Consider the following 16,291-nt stretch of genomic DNA (forward strand, 5'->3'; position numbering starts at 1 on the left):
TGTTTTGATAATTATATGCTACGCTCTATATAACGTATGATACTCTTTGCTATATCTTTTCCAGTTGCTTTCTCTATGCCTTCAAGACCAGGTGATGAGTTTACCTCAAGTATAAGCGGCCCGCGTTCACTTTGTAGCATATCTACACCTGCTACGCCTAGTCCCATTGCTTTTGCCGCCTTGATGGCTGCATTTTCTTCTTCGTCAGATAGGGTTATAATCTCTGCAGTACCACCGCGATGAAGGTTTGATCTAAACTCACCTTCTTTACCTTGTCGCTTCATAGCTCCTACTATCTGCCCGTCTACTACAAAGGCTCTTAAATCTGCTCCCTTTGCTTCTTTGATATACTCTTGCACTATCACGCGCGCTTCTAGTCCATTAAAAGCCTCTATCACAGACTCTGCTGCATTTTTTGTCTCTGCAAGCACAACGCCCAGACCTTGTGTACCTTCAAGTAGTTTTATAATAAGCGGTGCGCCTCCTACGTGGGCAATCATCTCTTCTACATCGCGAGAGTAGTTTGTAAAAACCGTTTTAGGTAGTCCTAGCTTAGATCTAGATAAAATCTGAAGACTACGCAACTTATCTCTACTGCGCACAAGTGCCTGTGAGGTAGTGGTGGTAAATGTATTCATCATCTCAAACTGTCTCACAACAGCTGTACCATAAAAGGTAATTGATGCTCCTATACGTGGTATGACAGCATCTGCAGTTTCTAGTGTGCGATTTTTATATATTACTGTAGGCTTTTTTTTCTCAATAATGAGGTCACATTTAAGCGGGTCTATGACCTCTACACTATGGCCTCTTTTGAGCCCAGCTTCTTGCAGCCTTGCCGTACTATATAAATTAGGATTACGAGATAAAATTTTTAGATTCATTCTTTTTGAGGTTATAAGACACATCTGTAAGTGAGGTGTCTACTATGAATTTATTGGTAAGGAACTTACGACCTAGAAGTACAGGAAATCGCATATCTTCCCTAGAGGTTAGGGTGAGTGATATTTTATATGTTTTTCCATATACGGTAATCTTGCTTTGCACCTCATAACGATACTGTATCTCTCCATTACTACTGCGCACCGCAGCAATATCATAATCGCTAAAAGTCATCACTTGCCCGTTATATAAAGGGTGCTTTTTATCAAAAAATGTACAAATAAGGTTATCCTTCTCTTCCACAATGTTATGACAGTGTATGGATGAGGTATAAGCTCCCGTATCAACCTTTACATCGATATCTTGAAGTCCCAATTCTGGAAAGTCTACTTTGTCTGTGCGACCTATTATACGTTTTGGCATATGATAGCAAGGTATAAAATATGCGCTTTCTTTAAGTAGATTTTAACGTGATTTTTTATGCTTTCGCGAAAGCGTAATACCAATCATATACTATCTTTGGGTATGCCTGCTGCTCCAATAGAACTTCAACTCAAGACCCTCCCCACCAGCCCGGGGATATACCAATATTACGATAAGAATGAAAAACTACTATACGTAGGTAAGGCAAAAAATCTCAAAAAACGTGTGTTATCTTATTTTAACAAAACACACGATAACGGGCGTATACGTACAATGGTGAAAAAAATTTACGAGATGAAACACATCGTCGTAGAGACCGAAACAGATGCGCTCCTTCTGGAAAATAGCCTCATAAAAGAGTACCAACCGCGATATAATGTCTTGCTTAAAGATGATAAAAGTTACCCGTGGATTTGTATTAAAAATGAGCGCTTCCCAAGGGTGTTCCCTACGCGTAGATTAATTAAGGATGGTAGCGAGTACTTTGGCCCATACACGAGTATGAAAACGGTGCGTACACTTCTAGATTTAATAAAAAATCTTTACAAATTGCGCACCTGTAACTATGACCTATCTAAAGAAAAAGTAGACGGTGGCAAATTTAAGGTTTGTCTTGAATATCACTTAGGTAATTGCGAGGGGCCCTGCGAAAACAAGCAGTCAGAGCAAGAATATCACGAGCATATAGAGCACATACGACAGATTGTGAAGGGAGATTTTAAGGACTCTCTGGCTCGCTTTCGCGAAAAAATGAAAGCCCACGCCGAAGCAATGGAGTTTGAAGATGCACAACTTATTAAAGAAAAACTTGATATACTAGAAGGTTACCAGTCTAAGAGTACGGTTGTAAACCCAAAAATTAGTAATGTAGATGTATTCTCAATCATAAGTGATGAAGGCTACGGCTATGTAAACTTCTTACAGATAAGCCACGGTGCTATTATAAAATCACACACCTTAGAACTCAAAAAACAACTAGACGAAACAGATAAAGAACTGCTAGAGCTAGGTATTATAGAAATACAACAACGTTTTGATCATAACTCAAAAGAGATATATGTGCCATTTCCGGTAGACCTTGGCTCTAGATTTAAAATCACTGTGCCTAAGCTAGGAGACAAAAAACGCATACTAGAACTCTCTGAGCGTAACGCAAAATACTACCGTATGGAGCGTTTTAAACAAACTAAAATTGTAGATCCAGATCGCCATACTAATAGAATTATGGCACAAATGAAAGTAGACCTACGACTTAGTGAAGAGCCTAGACACATAGAGTGTTTTGACAACTCAAACATACAGGGTACAAACCCAGTTGCCGCTTGCGTGGTGTTTAAAAACGGTAAACCCAGTAAAAGTGACTACCGTAAGTTTAATATAAAAACTGTCGAGGGTCCAGATGATTTTGCAAGTATGGAGGAGGTTGTATTTAGAAGGTATAAACGCTTGCTTAATGAAGGAGAACCACTACCTCAACTCATTATTGTAGATGGTGGTAAAGGACAACTATCAAGCGGCGTAAAAGCACTAGATGACTTAGGGCTGCGTGGTAAGATTGCAATTATAGGTATAGCAAAGAGGCTTGAAGAACTGTTTTATCCTGGTGACAGTATCCCGCTATATCTTGATAAAAAAAGTGAGACCCTTAAAATCATACAACACTTACGCAACGAGGCTCACCGTTTTGGTATCACCTTTCACCGCAACCAGCGTAGTAATGCTGCACTAGGGACAGAACTAGATACCATAAAAGGTATAGGTGAAAAAACTATCGTAGATTTACTTAAACATTATAGATCTGTTTCAAAAGTAAAAACTGCTTCAAAAAAGAGTCTTACAGAGGTGATAGGGCCAGCAAAAGCAACAATTATCTATAACCACTATCACGTAAAACAATGAGAAAACTCCTCCTCATCGCAATAACGCTACTCGCCATACCTATCTATGCGCAAGATGTGCCAGAAGGTGATGTAAAAGTAGGTCTTGTGTTAAGCGGTGGCGGTGCAAAAGGACTTGCTCATATAGGTGTTCTTAAAGCTATAGAAGATGCAGGTGTGCGTATAGATTATATTGCCGGTACAAGTATGGGAGCCATCGTAGGTGGTCTTTATGCATCAGGCTATAGTGCTCAACAACTAGATTCTATTTTTACGGCGGTAAATTTTGATAATATCATTCAAGATAATTTACCTCGTAGAGCAAAAACTCCTTATGAGCGTCACGATGATGAGCGATATGCCATCACCCTCCCTTTTGACAATTTTAAGGTCTCCCTACCTAGCTCACTTAGTAAGGGACAAAACACCTATAACCTTCTCGTAAAGAACCTTGATCACGTGTCTGACCTTACAGATTTTAGTAAACTGTCCATTCCCTTTTTGTGTATCGCTACAGATGTAGAAAATGGAGAACAAGTAGTTTTAGAAGAAGGTTACCTACCAGAAGCCCTAGGTGCTAGTGGGGCTTTACCATCGCTTTTTAGCCCTGTAATGCTTGATGATAAACTCCTCATAGATGGTGGTGTGGTAAATAATTATCCGGTAAAGGAGTTACGTGATAAAGGGATGGAGATTATCATAGGAGTAGATGTACAAGATACCTTGCGGGGTAGAGATCACCTCAAATCTGCCACAGAGGTACTCTTACAGATTAATAACTATCGCACTGCAAAAGCGATGGAAACAAAAAAGAAGGACACAGATGTTTATATAAGACCCGCCATAGATGACTATTCTGTGGTCTCTTTTGATCAAGGTCGTGAGATAATAAACCTAGGGGAGACTAAGGCAAAGGAGCAGTTTCAAACTTTACAAGCTATAGGGATGAGGCAAAAACCGCTTTCGCGAAAGCGTGTTTCACCCACCATAAAAGATTCTATACAAATTGCTACCGTTAGTATTACTGGTAATGAAAAATACACACGTGCTTATGTACTGGGAAAACTTAAGCTCACACCACCGGTTAAAATTTCTTATGAAGATTTTTATAATGGATTAAATAACCTCTCTGCAACCGAAAATTTTGAAAAGATAGGCCACCGCTTACAAAATGTAGCTGGTGAAAAAGTATTGCACTTAGAGCTTCAAGAGTCAAAAAGCACACAATCATTGCGCCTTGCGTTACACTATGATGATTTATATAGAACTGCGGGCCTTGTGAATTTTACAAAAAAAAGAGTTCTGTTTAAAAATGACGTTGCCTCTTTTGATCTTATACTGGGTGACAACATCCGGTATAATTTTGATTACTATATAGACAAAGGTTTTTACTGGAGCGTAGGTCTTAAATCTTCATACACCTCTTTTGAAAAAGGCGTAAATGCCCAACTTTTTGATGCCACAGATGGGGTTTCTCTCGAAGGTATAAATCGTGTTAACCTAGGCTATCAAGATGTATCAAATAGGATATATTTACAAACCATTCTTGCAAAACAATTTTCTTTTAATATAGGTGTACAGCATAAGTTTCTTGATGTAGAAACAGAGACTGTACTACCTACTACAGAGGGAGAAACCGCTGTAATCTTTGAGAAAAGTCATATGGGTGGTGCCTATTCTCAACTCAAATATGACTCGCTTGATAACAAGTATTTCCCAAACTCTGGAGTACTATTTGATGCAGATTTTGATGTATATTTATTCTCTTCAGACTATAATAATAACTTTAGTGAGTTTGGAATTGCAAATGCAAGATTTATGTATGCTGCAAGCATTTCAGACCGTATTACTACAACTATCGAAACAGCTGGAGGGTTTAAAATAGGTGGTGCAGACACAAGATCGCTAGATTTTGTACTAGGGGGTTACGGTGCAAAGCGTGTAAATAATATCGTTCCTTTCTTAGGATACGATTACTTAAGCATACTAGGCGACAGTTATGTTAAGGCCACATTTGACATAGATTATGAGATTTTCCCAAAAAATCATATTAATGTTTCTGCAAATTTTGCAAATGTAGGGTACGACCTTTTTAATAGCACTAAGTCGTGGTTACCCCCACCAGAGTATTCTGGATACTCCTTAGGTTATGGCGCAGAGACGCTTCTAGGACCTATAATTATAAAGTATACTTACAGTCCAGAAATAAAGAGTAGTGAGTGGTTTATTAATCTTGGTTTTGAATTTTAAATCGTGCTAAGACAATAATAGCAAGGGCTAAGCGTTGTCGCACATTTATCATTTTTTTAACGATAGTGTGGTAATTTGTGGCACGTATCGTGGTTTCTCTTGATACATTGTTTAACTCAAAATCATCAATTATGAAAAACCACATCATCGCACTTTCCCTTGTTCTTGCTGCATCTTTCTCTAGCTGTAATTCTAAAACAGACATAGAAGAAGCACAAACTAATAGTAACCTCGCCGCAATTATAAATCCCAGCGAGAAGGCCACTGAAACTAATTATTATGTGACTGCAAGCTCTGGTTTATCTCTGCGCTCTGGTACTAATCTCAAGTCAAAAAAGCTGCTCGTACTTCCTTATGGTGCTCAAGTAAAGCATTTAAGTTCTCCAGAGCATACAGCTATGACACTAGGTGGCATTACGGGAGAAATGATTGAAGTAAGTTATCAAGGAGCTACTGGCTTTGCCTTTAGCGGGTATCTCACTACACTAGCACCACCTCAACCTAGTGAGACTATAAAAGATTATGCAAAACGCATAAGCACAACTGAGCACAAGGTAGATGTAATTACAAAAGCCCATAATAAAGGAGAAGATTACGGTATGACTACCTCAATAGAACTTCCAGCAAGAGACTGGAAAGAAACCTATAAGATAGCACAGCGCCTCTTTAACTTACCAAAAAGTATTCAGCCCGATTTTAACACCAAGGGTACAGTAACAATTTTAAATAAAGAAAAGAGGGAACGAACACTTACAGATGAACTTACACTTAATGTAAGCTCAAAAGGAGAATTACAGAACCTATCTTATGCATATAAGCTTAAAAACTATAAGCGCACAGTGATAATAACTAAAACAAAAAATGGCTTTCTCATTACTGAGGTAGAAGAGTCAAAGTAAAATCTTGTTGTCCATATTGATTAAAAAAGGAGCTTTAAAAGCTCCTTTTTTTTATTCTATAATTTCAACTGTTCTACACTTCAGAAACTCGTAGTGTGTTTACCATTCCTTTTTCTAGTAGTGGCATTGCTACAAGATTAATGAGCATATCTCCCTTATCTACTAGTTCTGTGTTTAAGGCAAGCTGTCTTATATCTTCTACAGTTTCATCTGTGCTTACAAACTTGTCATAAAATAATGCTTTTACCCCCCAAAGCAAGTTGAGTTGTGTAAGTATGCGCTTGTTAGATGTAAAAACAAGTATATGTGAAGACGGTCTCCACGCCGAAATTTGGAAAGCAGTATACCCACTATTAGTAAGTGTTGTAATCGCTTTTGCATCTATTTCATCTGCCATATGAGCAGCGTGATAACATATTGCTTTTGTAATGTAACGTTTAGTCTTAATGTGTGGTGGTGCTTGTGGCACTTTTATTAAGTCTGAATCTTCTACATTACGACATATAGATGCCATCTTTTGTATCACTTGTACTGGGTACTTCCCTACAGATGTCTCTCCAGATAGCATCACTGCATCTGCTCCATCCATTACAGAGTTTGCTACGTCATTTACCTCTGCACGAGTAGGTGTGAGACTAGAGATCATAGTTTCCATCATCTGGGTTGCTATGATTACTGGTATCCTTGCCTTTTTTGCCCTTAGTACTAATTGCTTTTGTACAAGTGGTACTTCGTGTGCTGGTATCTCTACTCCTAGATCGCCACGAGCAACCATAAGAGCATCACAATAAGCCACGATCTTATCTATATTTTCTACAGCCTCTGGCTTCTCTATTTTTGCAATAATAGGCACTTTATGATCTGAGTGCTCTTTGATAAGTTTTTGTAATTGCTGTAAATCTTCGGCGTGACGTACAAAAGAAAGTGCCATCCAGTCTACTTTAAGCCCTAGCGCAAAAATGGCATCTTTTACATCCTTTTTTGTAAGTGCTGGTAATGATATATCTGTATTAGGAAGATTTACTCCTTTTTTAGAACGTAGCGGTCCTCCCTGTATAACTTTTGCTTCGACCTCAGTTTTTCCATCTGTCTTTACAACTTCAAACATTAGTTTTCCATCATCAAGCAATATGCGTTCACCAGGTTTAACATCTCTAGGGAACTGCTTATAGTTCATATAAACGCGTTCCTTTGTTCCTTCAAACTCCTTTTCGGTTGAGAAGGTAATGATGTCTCCCGGGTTTACGATTACCTCTTCTTTCATTTTACCTACTCTAAGCTTTGGACCTTGTAGGTCTGCAAGTATAGAGGTGTTAAATCCAGTTTCTTCACTGAGCTCACGTATCATTGCAACGCGCTCCTTAACGTCTTCATAATCTGCGTGCGAAAAATTGATACGGAAAACGTCTACCCCGGCATTCATCATATCGAGTAAAACTTCTCTCTTACTAGTTGCTGGCCCTAGCGTAGCAACAATTTTGGTTTTTTTTCTTTTCGACATTATTCAAAAATTAAGTGTTCTTTATTCTTTAGTGCGTTTACGTCTACGTCATATGCCGTAACGATTTGCGGTATTTGATTTAAGGTTTTTAAGGTTTTTGCTTTCGCGAAAGCGTTACCATCCTCAATAACTTTTATAAAATAGTCTACTTGTTGTAGTTCTGGTATAAAATAAGCCGTTTTAAGGCTTTGTTGTGCTTCAAATAGCCCTGTGGAGACCTCTGAATTTATGGCCACCTTAGACTTGTTTGAAAACACGTAGTAGTCTATATACTGTTGCTTATCATTAAATTCAAAACAAGGATATCTTGTTGTGCTATCATATTGTGTTAATAAGAGGTCTTCGCGGGTTCTGGATAAGCGAACTTCTAAATTTTTATTAAGTAAATATGCTAGATAATAGGGCTCTAATGAACCGTGTATGGCTATGAGTGTGAAGTCATAACCAATGGAATCTTCTAAAAGAATTTTATACATTCCCATAGTGATAAAGCAAGTGAGAAAGATACAAAGAAGCATCTAAAGCAAGTGGGGGGATATGTAAAACTTACGTAAACGTTTTCGTTAAATTGGGTGTTTTTTATGATTTTAAAGGTAATGTAAATGTGACTATGGTTCCTTTACCTTCTTGAGATTCTATACTTAACTCACCGTTGTGGGTTTTTATAAACTCATTAGATAATATAAGGCCTAACCCTGAGCCTTTCTCATTACGTGTTCCTTTTTGAACTGTAGTTTCTGTAAGACTGAGTATTTTTTTTCGATAAGCATCTGTCATCCCTATCCCGTTATCTTCTATTGTAAAAATAAAATCTTGAGCTGTTTTTGAGAACTCTATGACTATGATATCATTGTCATTTGAAAACTTAATCGCGTTAGATAATAAATTTCTTATCACTGTAGCAATCATATTTTTATCGCCCTCTACTGTGCCTTTAAAACTAGATTCTAGACGTACGTTAATCCCTTTTTGCTGTAAATTATCACTATATACTTTAATTTGATCTTTTGTAATAGCTAGAATATCTAGGGGTATAGGTTCATACTTTATTTGACCTGTTTCTAGCTTAGACCACTTGAGCAAGTTATCTAGTAAGGATATGCTGTTGCGACTAGAATCTTCTAGTGAATCTATAATAGCAGCAGTTTGCTTACTCTTAAACTCTTCTTGCTTTAAAACATCCAAAAAATTTATCACGGAAGATAGAGGGCTTCTTAAGTCGTGAGCTACAATAGAGAAAAATTTATTTTTTGTAGCAACTACCTCTGAGAGTCGTTTATTTTGAGCTGCTATCATTTTGTCTTTACGCTCATAAACGTAAAACTGTATAACTAAAAATAGCATAAAGCCTAGTAAAGCTAAGTACCAAATCAAAGAGGTTATAAACATAACCATACTATTCTCTTGTGGGCGTTTATATGCGGTACTCACTACAAATTTTTTGTTATAAAAATTTACTGTGGTTGATACATATGACTCATCTGGGATGTTAAAGTTTTTAAAGTACTCTGGGTCTTCTGTTTTTGCATAACACTTTTGACCATTATAAGATTTTGCACGGTCAAAGTAATTTCCGTTTCCTGCTTGAAATCTATAGACAAAATCTTCTTTGTTTACATTCTTGTAAACACGATCTATTATAGGCGCAAACTCTGCTACGGTCGTAATATAGCCTTTAGATACTCCATTGTCATCTAGTATACCAAAACCCAACGGAAGCCCTACAATACCTTCTATAAGGTTTGTAGGATTTGATGCATAATATTTACTACTACGCATTAAAGTGTCCATCCTACTAATACCAGATTTACCAATGATTTTTTCTAAAGAAGTACCCTCCAAATTTTCAAGGGCAGCCTTTTTCATTGTAAAATCAAATTGAAAAATATGATTTGTATCTAAGTATGAAATACTAAATGGTGGAGGTATGGACAGATCGCTAAGCTGCATATCTAAGAGGTACTTTATGTCTTCCTCCTCTAGATACTCACCATCTGTGATTTCTATATATGCTTTAATGCCAGAAACAAGAGCAGCATAAGTGGTTAAAGAGCTTTGTAACTCAAATGCGGCTCTTTTATTTGCTCTATCAAGTTGTAAGTATTGTGTCTCTTCTTTTTGTTTGGCAATATTTGAAGTTACCCAGTTTACCGCAAGCGCTGTAACTAGTGCGAGTAGTGTAAATACGAGATAATATTTTTTTGGAAACTTCACTGACATAATTATGAGCATTTCTGCTCTAGAACTTAATCTGCTAAGGTAAAGATGATTACGTCGCTAATGTAGTGAAATGATTTATAAATTAAAGTCTACTGTGACTCAATTTCTCGTTGATATGCATAAAATGCACGTTTTGAGGCTATCTCTTCGGCTTTTTTCTTACTTGTAGCACGTGCCTTAGCAATAATTTTACCATCTATATGTAGACGCACACCAAAGTGCTTTACTGCATCTTGACCCGTATCTTCAAAAGTTTCAAACTTGAAAATATGTTTTTCCTTTTGACACCACTCTATAAGAACGCTCTTATAACTTATAATCCGCCCCTCTAGTTTTTCAATATCTACATAAGGCTCTATAACTCGCTTTGCTATAAACTTCTCACAGTAACGATAACCGCGATCTAGATATATAGCTCCCACAAGGGCCTCAAAGAGATTACCGTGTATGTTTGCACCAAAGTTATCTATAGGTATACTAGCCTTCACATATCTTACAAGGTTAAGATCACGCCCTAGCTCATTGAGATGTTTACGACTTACTACTTTAGATCGCATTTTTGTGAGATACCCTTCATTACCTCCTTGTACTTCATTAAAAAGGTGCGCTGCAATGACAGACCCTAGCATAGCATCCCCTAAAAACTCAAGTCTCTCATAGTTGAGAGGATTTCCATCTTCCTTTTTAAGGCCTAGAGATCTATGTGTAAATGCCTTTTCATAAATCGCAATATTTTTAGGTTTAAAACCTATAATGGATTGCATACGCATAAAAAAACTCCCGTCCTTTTCAGCACGAGAGTTAAATATTTTTTTAAACGTACTCATCTATATATTAAGCGTCTAATTTTTTAAATAATACACAAGCATTGTGCCCTCCAAAACCGAAGGTATTGCTCATTGCAACATTTACTTCTTTTTCTTGCGCTTTGTTAAGCGTAAGGTTAAAAGATGGGTCTATATTTTCATCTACAGTAGTATGATTTATAGTAGGAGGAACGAGACTGTGCTGCATTGCAAGTATTGCTGCAATAGACTCTATAGCTCCAGCTGCACCTAGTAGGTGACCTGTCATAGATTTTGTAGAATTAATATTAATATCTGCGGCGTGCTCACCAAAAACTTTTGAAATAGCCTTAAGCTCTGCAACATCTCCTAGAGGTGTTGATGTACCGTGGGTGTTAATGTGGTCTACATCTTCAGGGTTTAAACCTGCATCTCGTAAACAATTAAGCATCACTCGCTCTACACCTATACCGTCTGGATGTGGTGCTGTCATATGATAAGCATCACTTGACATACCTCCACCTAGAACCTCTGCATAAATCTTTGCACCACGTGCTTTTGCGTGTTCATATTCTTCTAGTATTAATGCTCCTGCTCCCTCACCTAGTACAAAACCATCTCTGGTTGCATCAAAAGGTCTAGAAGCCGTCTCCATATCATCATTTTTGGTAGATAAGGCGTGCATTGCATTAAAACCTCCCATACCTGCTGGTGTAACAGCAGCTTCACTTCCTCCAGTTACAATAATATCACAATGACCTAAACGTATATAGTTTAGAGCATCTATCATCGCATTTGCAGAAGACGCACAGGCAGAAACCGTTGTATAGTTAGGCCCCATAAAACCGTGCTTGATAGAGATATTACCAGGAGCAATATCTGCAATCATTTTTGGGATAAAGAATGGGTTGAACCTAGGGGTACCGTCTCCAGCACCAAAGTTTAGCACTTCGTTCTGAAAAGTTTCCAGACCACCTATACCGGCTCCCCATATAACCCCAACTCTAAATTTATCAACCGAGTCAAGGTCTATGCCCGCATCATTGATAGCCTCATCTGAGGCTACCAATGCGTACTGAGCAAATCTGTCTAGCTTACGAGCCTCTTTCCTATCAAAGAAGTCGAGAGCATTAAAGTTTTTAAGTTCACAAGCAAACCTCGTTTTAAACTTTTCTGCATCAAAATAGGTGATGGGCGCGCACCCGCTTTTCCCTGTAGAAAGTCCTTCCCAGTATTCCTGAATATTATTTCCTATCGGGGTAAGTGCACCAAGTCCGGTAACTACTACTCGCTTTAACTCCATATGTAGGGACTTATTTAGCCTCTTCTATATAAGATACTGCTTGACCTACGGTCGCAATATTTTCTGCTTGATCATCTGGAATCTGGATATCAAATTCCTTTTCAAACTCCATAATGAGTTCCACTGTGTCTAGTGAATCAGCGCCTAGGTCGTTTGTGAAGCTTGCTTCAGTTACAACTTCGTTTTCGTCTACTCCTAATTTGTCTACGATAATCGCTTTTACTCTTGATGCAATGTCTGACATAATTTTCTAATTTAAATTTTTATTTAAGTCGCAAAAATAACAAACTTTACGGTTAAACAAGTTTGCAACTCAAAAATGTGAAGGTAATTTACGGAAATATAAAAGAAGTTCCTTTCTATAACCTTCAAATAGTTACTAATATTTCTTTATTTCGCACCCACAACAGCAACAAGAAAAATGAAACGAATTGTGATTTTTGCCTCGGGTAACGGTACAAATGCCCAGCGTATTATAGAGTATTTTCGGGATCGTACGGATGCACAAGTCGTGCAAGTACTTACTAACAACCCGCGTGCCAAAGTTTTACAACGCGCCACAAAGCTAGATGTACCCGCATTAAGTTTTAGCAGAAAAGCTTTTTATAAAAGTGATGATGTACTGCATTTACTCACTGCAACAAAGCCAGATCTTATCGTTCTTGCTGGCTTTTTATGGCTTTTTCCAGAAAAAATCATTTCGGCATTTCCAGATAAGGTCATAAATATACACCCCGCGTTGCTCCCTAACTTTGGCGGTAAAGGGATGTACGGGATGAATGTGCACGAGGCTGTTTACGCTTTCGCGAAAGCGGAATACCTTAAAAATCCCACTCAAAAAATTCACACAGGCATCACCATACACAAGGTAACACCCGAGTATGATAAGGGAGATTTTTTATTTCAAGCCAAAGTTGAAGTCACTCCAGAAGACACCCCAGAAGCAATTGCCGAAAAAATACACCAGCTAGAATACACGCACTTTCCAGAGGTAATCGCAAAGTTCTTATCTTAGAGAGATGGCAAAAAAAGAAAAATTCTATGTGGTCTGGGAGGGTAAAAAACCTGGAATCTATACATCTTGGAAAGATTGCAAGGCAATGATTACTGGTTATGCTGGAGCAAAATACAAGAGTTTTGACACCTTTGCAAAGGCAAAAACCGCTTACAATGGAGACTATAATGACTTTAAAGGCTCCTCAAAAAAGAAAAAAGTACTCACCGCCGAAGAAAAAGCAACATACGGCGAGCCTAACCTCTACTCTATCGCGGTAGATGCGGCAAGCTCTGGTAACCCAGGCGTGATGGAATATCGTGGTGTAGATACTCAAACAGTAAAGCAACTCTTTCACCAAGGGCCTTTTAAACAAGGGACTAATAATATAGGAGAGTTTCTAGCGCTTGTACACGGGCTGGCTTACTTAAAAAAGATAGGTAGCGACCGTCTTATATATAGTGACTCCCGCATCGCGATAGGCTGGGTAAAAAAGAAGCATTGTAAGACCAACCTCAAACAAAGTCAAAAAAACAAAGATGTTTTTGACCTCATCACACGGGCAGAGCAGTGGCTTAAAACAAACACCTACACAACCACCATTGTAAAATGGGAAACAAAAGCCTGGGGAGAGATTCCAGCAGATTTTGGGAGGAAGTGAGAATGAACTTGAATTTGAAATCGAAGTTGAAACTAAGATTTAAACACTAACCTTTTTTAACTGCTCAATAAGCGCATCTTTATCTTTAAGACGCGCTTCATAAAGTTCTTTAATTTTCTCAGATTGCTCCTTGTTTTCTTGATAGAGGTTTTCTACTCCTTGATAACCTATTGCGTGATCACGCAAATCTTGATTATAAATTGTTTTTGAGTCTACTTCAAGCAACTCTGTAAGTGGAGTTTCAAGCACCTCAGATATTTTATATAACCGTTCTACGGTCAATTTTGTGTCGTTACGTTCTAATTTAGAATAAGCGGCTTGGCTTATATTGAGTTGGTGGGCAAGATATTCGTGGGAAATACCCTTATCTTTACGTACTTTCTTTATATTCTCTATGACTGTTTTCATAACTTTTAAGTGATATTGAAAGTGTAAAAGTAATTATTTATTTGTAAAAGTTGTAGGTAAATTTTAAAGCCTTGCGTTACTTGCTTTTGTATTTGCAAGTACATTAATGTTTAACTTTAAAAATTTGATTTATGAATTTACAAGAATTGAATCAAGCAGAGATGCTAGACACAAATGGTGGCAGCGGAATTTGGGATGCTATTGTTGGTTATGTTGTAGAAAATGTTGTAGATGCAGCAATAGACGCTTTCGAAGATACAATCGAAAACGCCGGAACTTATTATGATGCAGATCCTTGGGATCGAGTTATCTAAAAACAAAAGATATAAGGAGATTTAAACTATATAAATCTCCTTATTTTATTAAAAATTATAGATATGAACATATCTTATAAGTTTATTTTCAAAAATATTGCCACTTCGATATTTTTAAGTCTATTAATGGTGGGAATCTTTTTCGTTTGTGGAATTGAGTCTCAAATTAAACAGAATGTAGTTTCAGATTTTTACTTATATTTTTTCAAAATAGTGATTATTTCGCCTATCATAGAGACATTTCTTTTTCAGTTCTTACCATTAGAGTTTCTTAAAAGAATTTTATATCGTAAATTCTTAATTCTGGCTATATGCTCGTTTATCTTTGGAATTTTTCATTTCTTTAACGATTTCCTTATTCAAGAATTTATAGTTACATTCATTTTAGGATGGGTTTTTAATAATTCTTATCTAGTAGTTCAACAAAAAAGACAAAATGCATTTTTATCTGTTGTTTTAATTCATTTAGGTTACAACCTGTTTGTTTTTACGATCCAATTTATTAACATCAACTCCTAGTTGATAGCTTGGATATTTTGAATTAATATTTACCTCTACAAGATTATGCCTTATTGGACACCCATTTACTAAGTTGTAATGCTTATGTTGATTTAGGAAACAACTATTAACCTCAATGATTTCATCTACTTTACTTAATAATATTGAAAACCTCAAATCAAAGAATATTATCAAGGGGTTGTCGCTTTACGTAGTATTAGTTGTAGTCGTTCTTTTATGTTTTGCAATTTTACCATATATCCACTTAAATATCACCTCTCAGAATCCAGCATTTATAAGAAGTGCTCTTAAAAAAACAACCATTCAAATAGGTACTACGGGAAAATTAAAACGGCTCTCCATTAAAAACAACAACACTTACATCGCTGGCGACACCCTCGCTATTGTCTCACAAGACCTACTCGAATCTTCACAAGTACTTAACGATAGCCTGTACAATTTCAACCAAGACTATTTACTAGATATTACACAATTACTAAACAAACAATTTAAAAATTTAAGAACAACCACAGCTCAAAAAGAATACAATACCTACAAAGCAAGAAGCGCAGGGCTATATAGCACGTACTCCTTTGCAAAAAAACAGCACGACCGTCAAAAAGTTCTTTTTGAAAAAGAAGTGATCGCACTATCTGTGTATGAGCAATATGTTTTTGAGTTAGAAAAAGCGCAAAGTGCTAGAACTGCTTACAAAGCCCAACAAATAGCTAGTTGGGAACTCAAAAAACGTGAGCTAGAAGAACGTCTCCAAAACCTAGCTAATGCACGAGAAAATATTGCCATACAAGCGAGAGATTACGTAATCACTGCTCCCATCTCTGGTACGATTGAGAATTATCAAGGAGTTACCGTAGGCTCACAGGTTTCCCAAGGACAAGTGATTGCAGTGATATCTCCTAATGATAACTTAATTGTTGAGAGCACTGTAAAACCTTCAGACATAGGTCTTATAAAAATAGGTCAATCCGTACGTTATCAATTTGATGCCTTTAATTATAACCAATGGGGTTTTCTCGATGGAGAAGTGATAGATATAGATAAAAACATTACCCTATCGGAAACAGGAGCATATTTTAAAGTGCGCTGTAGTTTGCCTAACAAGACCTTAACTCTTAAAAACGGTTATGAAGCAGAGATAAGTAAAGGGATGACCTTAACCGCTCGCTACTTTATAACGAGGCGTAGTCTTTGGGATTTACTTTTTGACAAAGTTGATGATTGGTTTAACCCTAAGCTTATTACTACTACTGCATAG

General features: G+C 37.2%; 17 protein-coding genes. 8 read left to right on the forward strand and 9 right to left on the reverse strand.

All coding sequences use genetic code 11. From position 1 onward, the window contains the following. Positions 1-11: 11 nt before the first annotated feature. Positions 12-884: a 30S ribosomal protein S6--L-glutamate ligase gene (gene rimK / locus I597_RS02815; RefSeq protein ID WP_035326120.1), complete on the reverse strand. Its 873-nt coding sequence runs from the start codon at positions 882-884 to the stop codon at positions 12-14. Continuing rightward, positions 859-1,305: an ATP-dependent zinc protease family protein gene (locus I597_RS02820; protein WP_035326121.1), complete on the reverse strand. Its 447-nt coding sequence runs from the start codon at positions 1,303-1,305 to the stop codon at positions 859-861. Before I597_RS02820 ends, rimK begins: the two co-directional genes overlap by 26 nt. 102 nt (positions 1,306-1,407) lie before the next feature. On the opposite strand from I597_RS02820, the gene uvrC reads away from it, so the two are divergent. From uvrC to I597_RS02835, 3 genes are all read left to right on the forward strand, one after another. After that, on the forward strand, positions 1,408-3,204 hold the full coding sequence (gene uvrC, locus I597_RS02825; protein ID WP_035326123.1) for an excinuclease ABC subunit UvrC: 1,797 nt from the start codon (positions 1,408-1,410) through the stop codon (positions 3,202-3,204). After that, positions 3,201-5,432 carry a patatin-like phospholipase family protein gene (locus I597_RS02830; protein WP_035326125.1) on the forward strand — a complete coding sequence of 744 codons (2,232 nt, stop codon included), beginning with the start codon at positions 3,201-3,203 and terminating at the stop codon, positions 5,430-5,432. The genes uvrC and I597_RS02830 overlap by 4 nt, the downstream gene beginning before the upstream one ends. 131 nt (positions 5,433-5,563) lie before the next feature. Continuing rightward, on the forward strand, positions 5,564-6,331 hold the full coding sequence (locus I597_RS02835; protein ID WP_035326127.1) for an SH3 domain-containing protein: 768 nt from the start codon (positions 5,564-5,566) through the stop codon (positions 6,329-6,331). Between the two features lie 73 nt (positions 6,332-6,404). On the opposite strand, the gene pyk is transcribed toward I597_RS02835, so the two are convergent. The 6 genes from pyk to I597_RS02865 form a co-directional block, all read right to left on the reverse strand. Beyond that, positions 6,405-7,832 (reverse strand): pyruvate kinase, encoded by a 1,428-nt coding sequence (pyk, locus tag I597_RS02840; protein ID WP_035326129.1) that lies wholly within the window; start codon positions 7,830-7,832, stop codon positions 6,405-6,407. Then, complete coding sequence (locus tag I597_RS02845; RefSeq protein WP_035326131.1) at positions 7,832-8,314, reverse strand: IPExxxVDY family protein; 483 nt, start codon at positions 8,312-8,314, stop codon at positions 7,832-7,834. The genes pyk and I597_RS02845 overlap by 1 nt, the downstream gene beginning before the upstream one ends. A gap of 97 nt (positions 8,315-8,411) precedes the next feature. Beyond that, entirely contained in the window at positions 8,412-10,052 is a 1,641-nt protein-coding gene (locus I597_RS02850; protein WP_160268171.1) for a sensor histidine kinase, read from the reverse strand. A gap of 89 nt (positions 10,053-10,141) precedes the next feature. Continuing rightward, positions 10,142-10,879 carry a ribonuclease III gene (gene rnc / locus I597_RS02855; RefSeq protein WP_035326134.1) on the reverse strand — a complete coding sequence of 246 codons (738 nt, stop codon included), beginning with the start codon at positions 10,877-10,879 and terminating at the stop codon, positions 10,142-10,144. A gap of 7 nt (positions 10,880-10,886) precedes the next feature. Next, entirely contained in the window at positions 10,887-12,140 is a 1,254-nt protein-coding gene (gene fabF, locus I597_RS02860; RefSeq protein ID WP_035326136.1) for a beta-ketoacyl-ACP synthase II, read from the reverse strand. Positions 12,141-12,150: 10 nt separating this feature from the next. Continuing rightward, complete coding sequence (locus I597_RS02865) at positions 12,151-12,384, reverse strand: acyl carrier protein (protein ID WP_013750595.1); 234 nt, start codon at positions 12,382-12,384, stop codon at positions 12,151-12,153. Between the two features lie 177 nt (positions 12,385-12,561). On the opposite strand from I597_RS02865, the gene purN reads away from it, so the two are divergent. Next, positions 12,562-13,155 (forward strand): phosphoribosylglycinamide formyltransferase, encoded by a 594-nt coding sequence (purN, locus tag I597_RS02870; RefSeq protein WP_035326138.1) that lies wholly within the window; start codon positions 12,562-12,564, stop codon positions 13,153-13,155. Positions 13,156-13,159: 4 nt separating this feature from the next. Continuing rightward, positions 13,160-13,795 (forward strand): ribonuclease H1 domain-containing protein, encoded by a 636-nt coding sequence (locus I597_RS02875; protein WP_035326140.1) that lies wholly within the window; start codon positions 13,160-13,162, stop codon positions 13,793-13,795. A gap of 39 nt (positions 13,796-13,834) precedes the next feature. Here I597_RS02875 and I597_RS02880 read toward each other — a convergent pair whose 3' ends face one another. Continuing rightward, on the reverse strand, positions 13,835-14,203 hold the full coding sequence (locus I597_RS02880; RefSeq protein WP_035326142.1) for a helix-turn-helix domain-containing protein: 369 nt from the start codon (positions 14,201-14,203) through the stop codon (positions 13,835-13,837). A gap of 131 nt (positions 14,204-14,334) precedes the next feature. On the opposite strand from I597_RS02880, the gene I597_RS02885 reads away from it, so the two are divergent. The 3 genes from I597_RS02885 to I597_RS02895 all read left to right on the forward strand — a co-directional run bounded on the left by I597_RS02885 (position 14,335) and on the right by I597_RS02895 (position 16,291). Next, positions 14,335-14,517 carry a hypothetical protein gene (locus I597_RS02885; RefSeq protein WP_035326144.1) on the forward strand — a complete coding sequence of 61 codons (183 nt, stop codon included), beginning with the start codon at positions 14,335-14,337 and terminating at the stop codon, positions 14,515-14,517. A 126-nt stretch (positions 14,518-14,643) separates the two neighbouring features. Beyond that, the gene (locus I597_RS15135) at positions 14,644-15,036 is read left to right on the forward strand and encodes a CPBP family intramembrane glutamic endopeptidase (protein ID WP_394357295.1); all 393 of its coding nucleotides are present in this window, start codon (positions 14,644-14,646) and stop codon (positions 15,034-15,036) included. Positions 15,037-15,151: 115 nt separating this feature from the next. After that, positions 15,152-16,291, forward strand: a complete 1,140-nt coding sequence (locus I597_RS02895; RefSeq protein ID WP_035326148.1) for an HlyD family secretion protein — start codon at positions 15,152-15,154, stop codon at positions 16,289-16,291.

Origin of the sequence: Dokdonia donghaensis DSW-1, assembly GCF_001653755.1 — a bacterium.
In the GTDB taxonomy this organism is placed as follows: domain Bacteria; phylum Bacteroidota; class Bacteroidia; order Flavobacteriales; family Flavobacteriaceae; genus Dokdonia; species Dokdonia donghaensis.

Coding starts and splice junctions, on each gene's coding strand:
- rimK (WP_035326120.1), bottom strand. CDS start 884: ATGAATCTAAAAATTTTATCTCGTAATCCTAATTTATATAGTACGGCA.
- I597_RS02820 (WP_035326121.1), bottom strand. CDS start 1,305: ATGCCAAAACGTATAATAGGTCGCACAGACAAAGTAGACTTTCCAGAA.
- uvrC (WP_035326123.1), top strand. CDS start 1,408: ATGCCTGCTGCTCCAATAGAACTTCAACTCAAGACCCTCCCCACCAGC.
- I597_RS02830 (WP_035326125.1), top strand. CDS start 3,201: ATGAGAAAACTCCTCCTCATCGCAATAACGCTACTCGCCATACCTATC.
- I597_RS02835 (WP_035326127.1), top strand. CDS start 5,564: ATGAAAAACCACATCATCGCACTTTCCCTTGTTCTTGCTGCATCTTTC.
- pyk (WP_035326129.1), bottom strand. CDS start 7,832: ATGTCGAAAAGAAAAAAAACCAAAATTGTTGCTACGCTAGGGCCAGCA.
- I597_RS02845 (WP_035326131.1), bottom strand. CDS start 8,314: ATGGGAATGTATAAAATTCTTTTAGAAGATTCCATTGGTTATGACTTC.
- I597_RS02850 (WP_160268171.1), bottom strand. CDS start 10,052: ATGTCAGTGAAGTTTCCAAAAAAATATTATCTCGTATTTACACTACTC.
- rnc (WP_035326134.1), bottom strand. CDS start 10,879: ATGAGTACGTTTAAAAAAATATTTAACTCTCGTGCTGAAAAGGACGGG.
- fabF (WP_035326136.1), bottom strand. CDS start 12,140: ATGGAGTTAAAGCGAGTAGTAGTTACCGGACTTGGTGCACTTACCCCG.
- I597_RS02865 (WP_013750595.1), bottom strand. CDS start 12,384: ATGTCAGACATTGCATCAAGAGTAAAAGCGATTATCGTAGACAAATTA.
- purN (WP_035326138.1), top strand. CDS start 12,562: ATGAAACGAATTGTGATTTTTGCCTCGGGTAACGGTACAAATGCCCAG.
- I597_RS02875 (WP_035326140.1), top strand. CDS start 13,160: ATGGCAAAAAAAGAAAAATTCTATGTGGTCTGGGAGGGTAAAAAACCT.
- I597_RS02880 (WP_035326142.1), bottom strand. CDS start 14,203: ATGAAAACAGTCATAGAGAATATAAAGAAAGTACGTAAAGATAAGGGT.
- I597_RS02885 (WP_035326144.1), top strand. CDS start 14,335: ATGAATTTACAAGAATTGAATCAAGCAGAGATGCTAGACACAAATGGT.
- I597_RS15135 (WP_394357295.1), top strand. CDS start 14,644: ATGGTGGGAATCTTTTTCGTTTGTGGAATTGAGTCTCAAATTAAACAG.
- I597_RS02895 (WP_035326148.1), top strand. CDS start 15,152: ATGATTTCATCTACTTTACTTAATAATATTGAAAACCTCAAATCAAAG.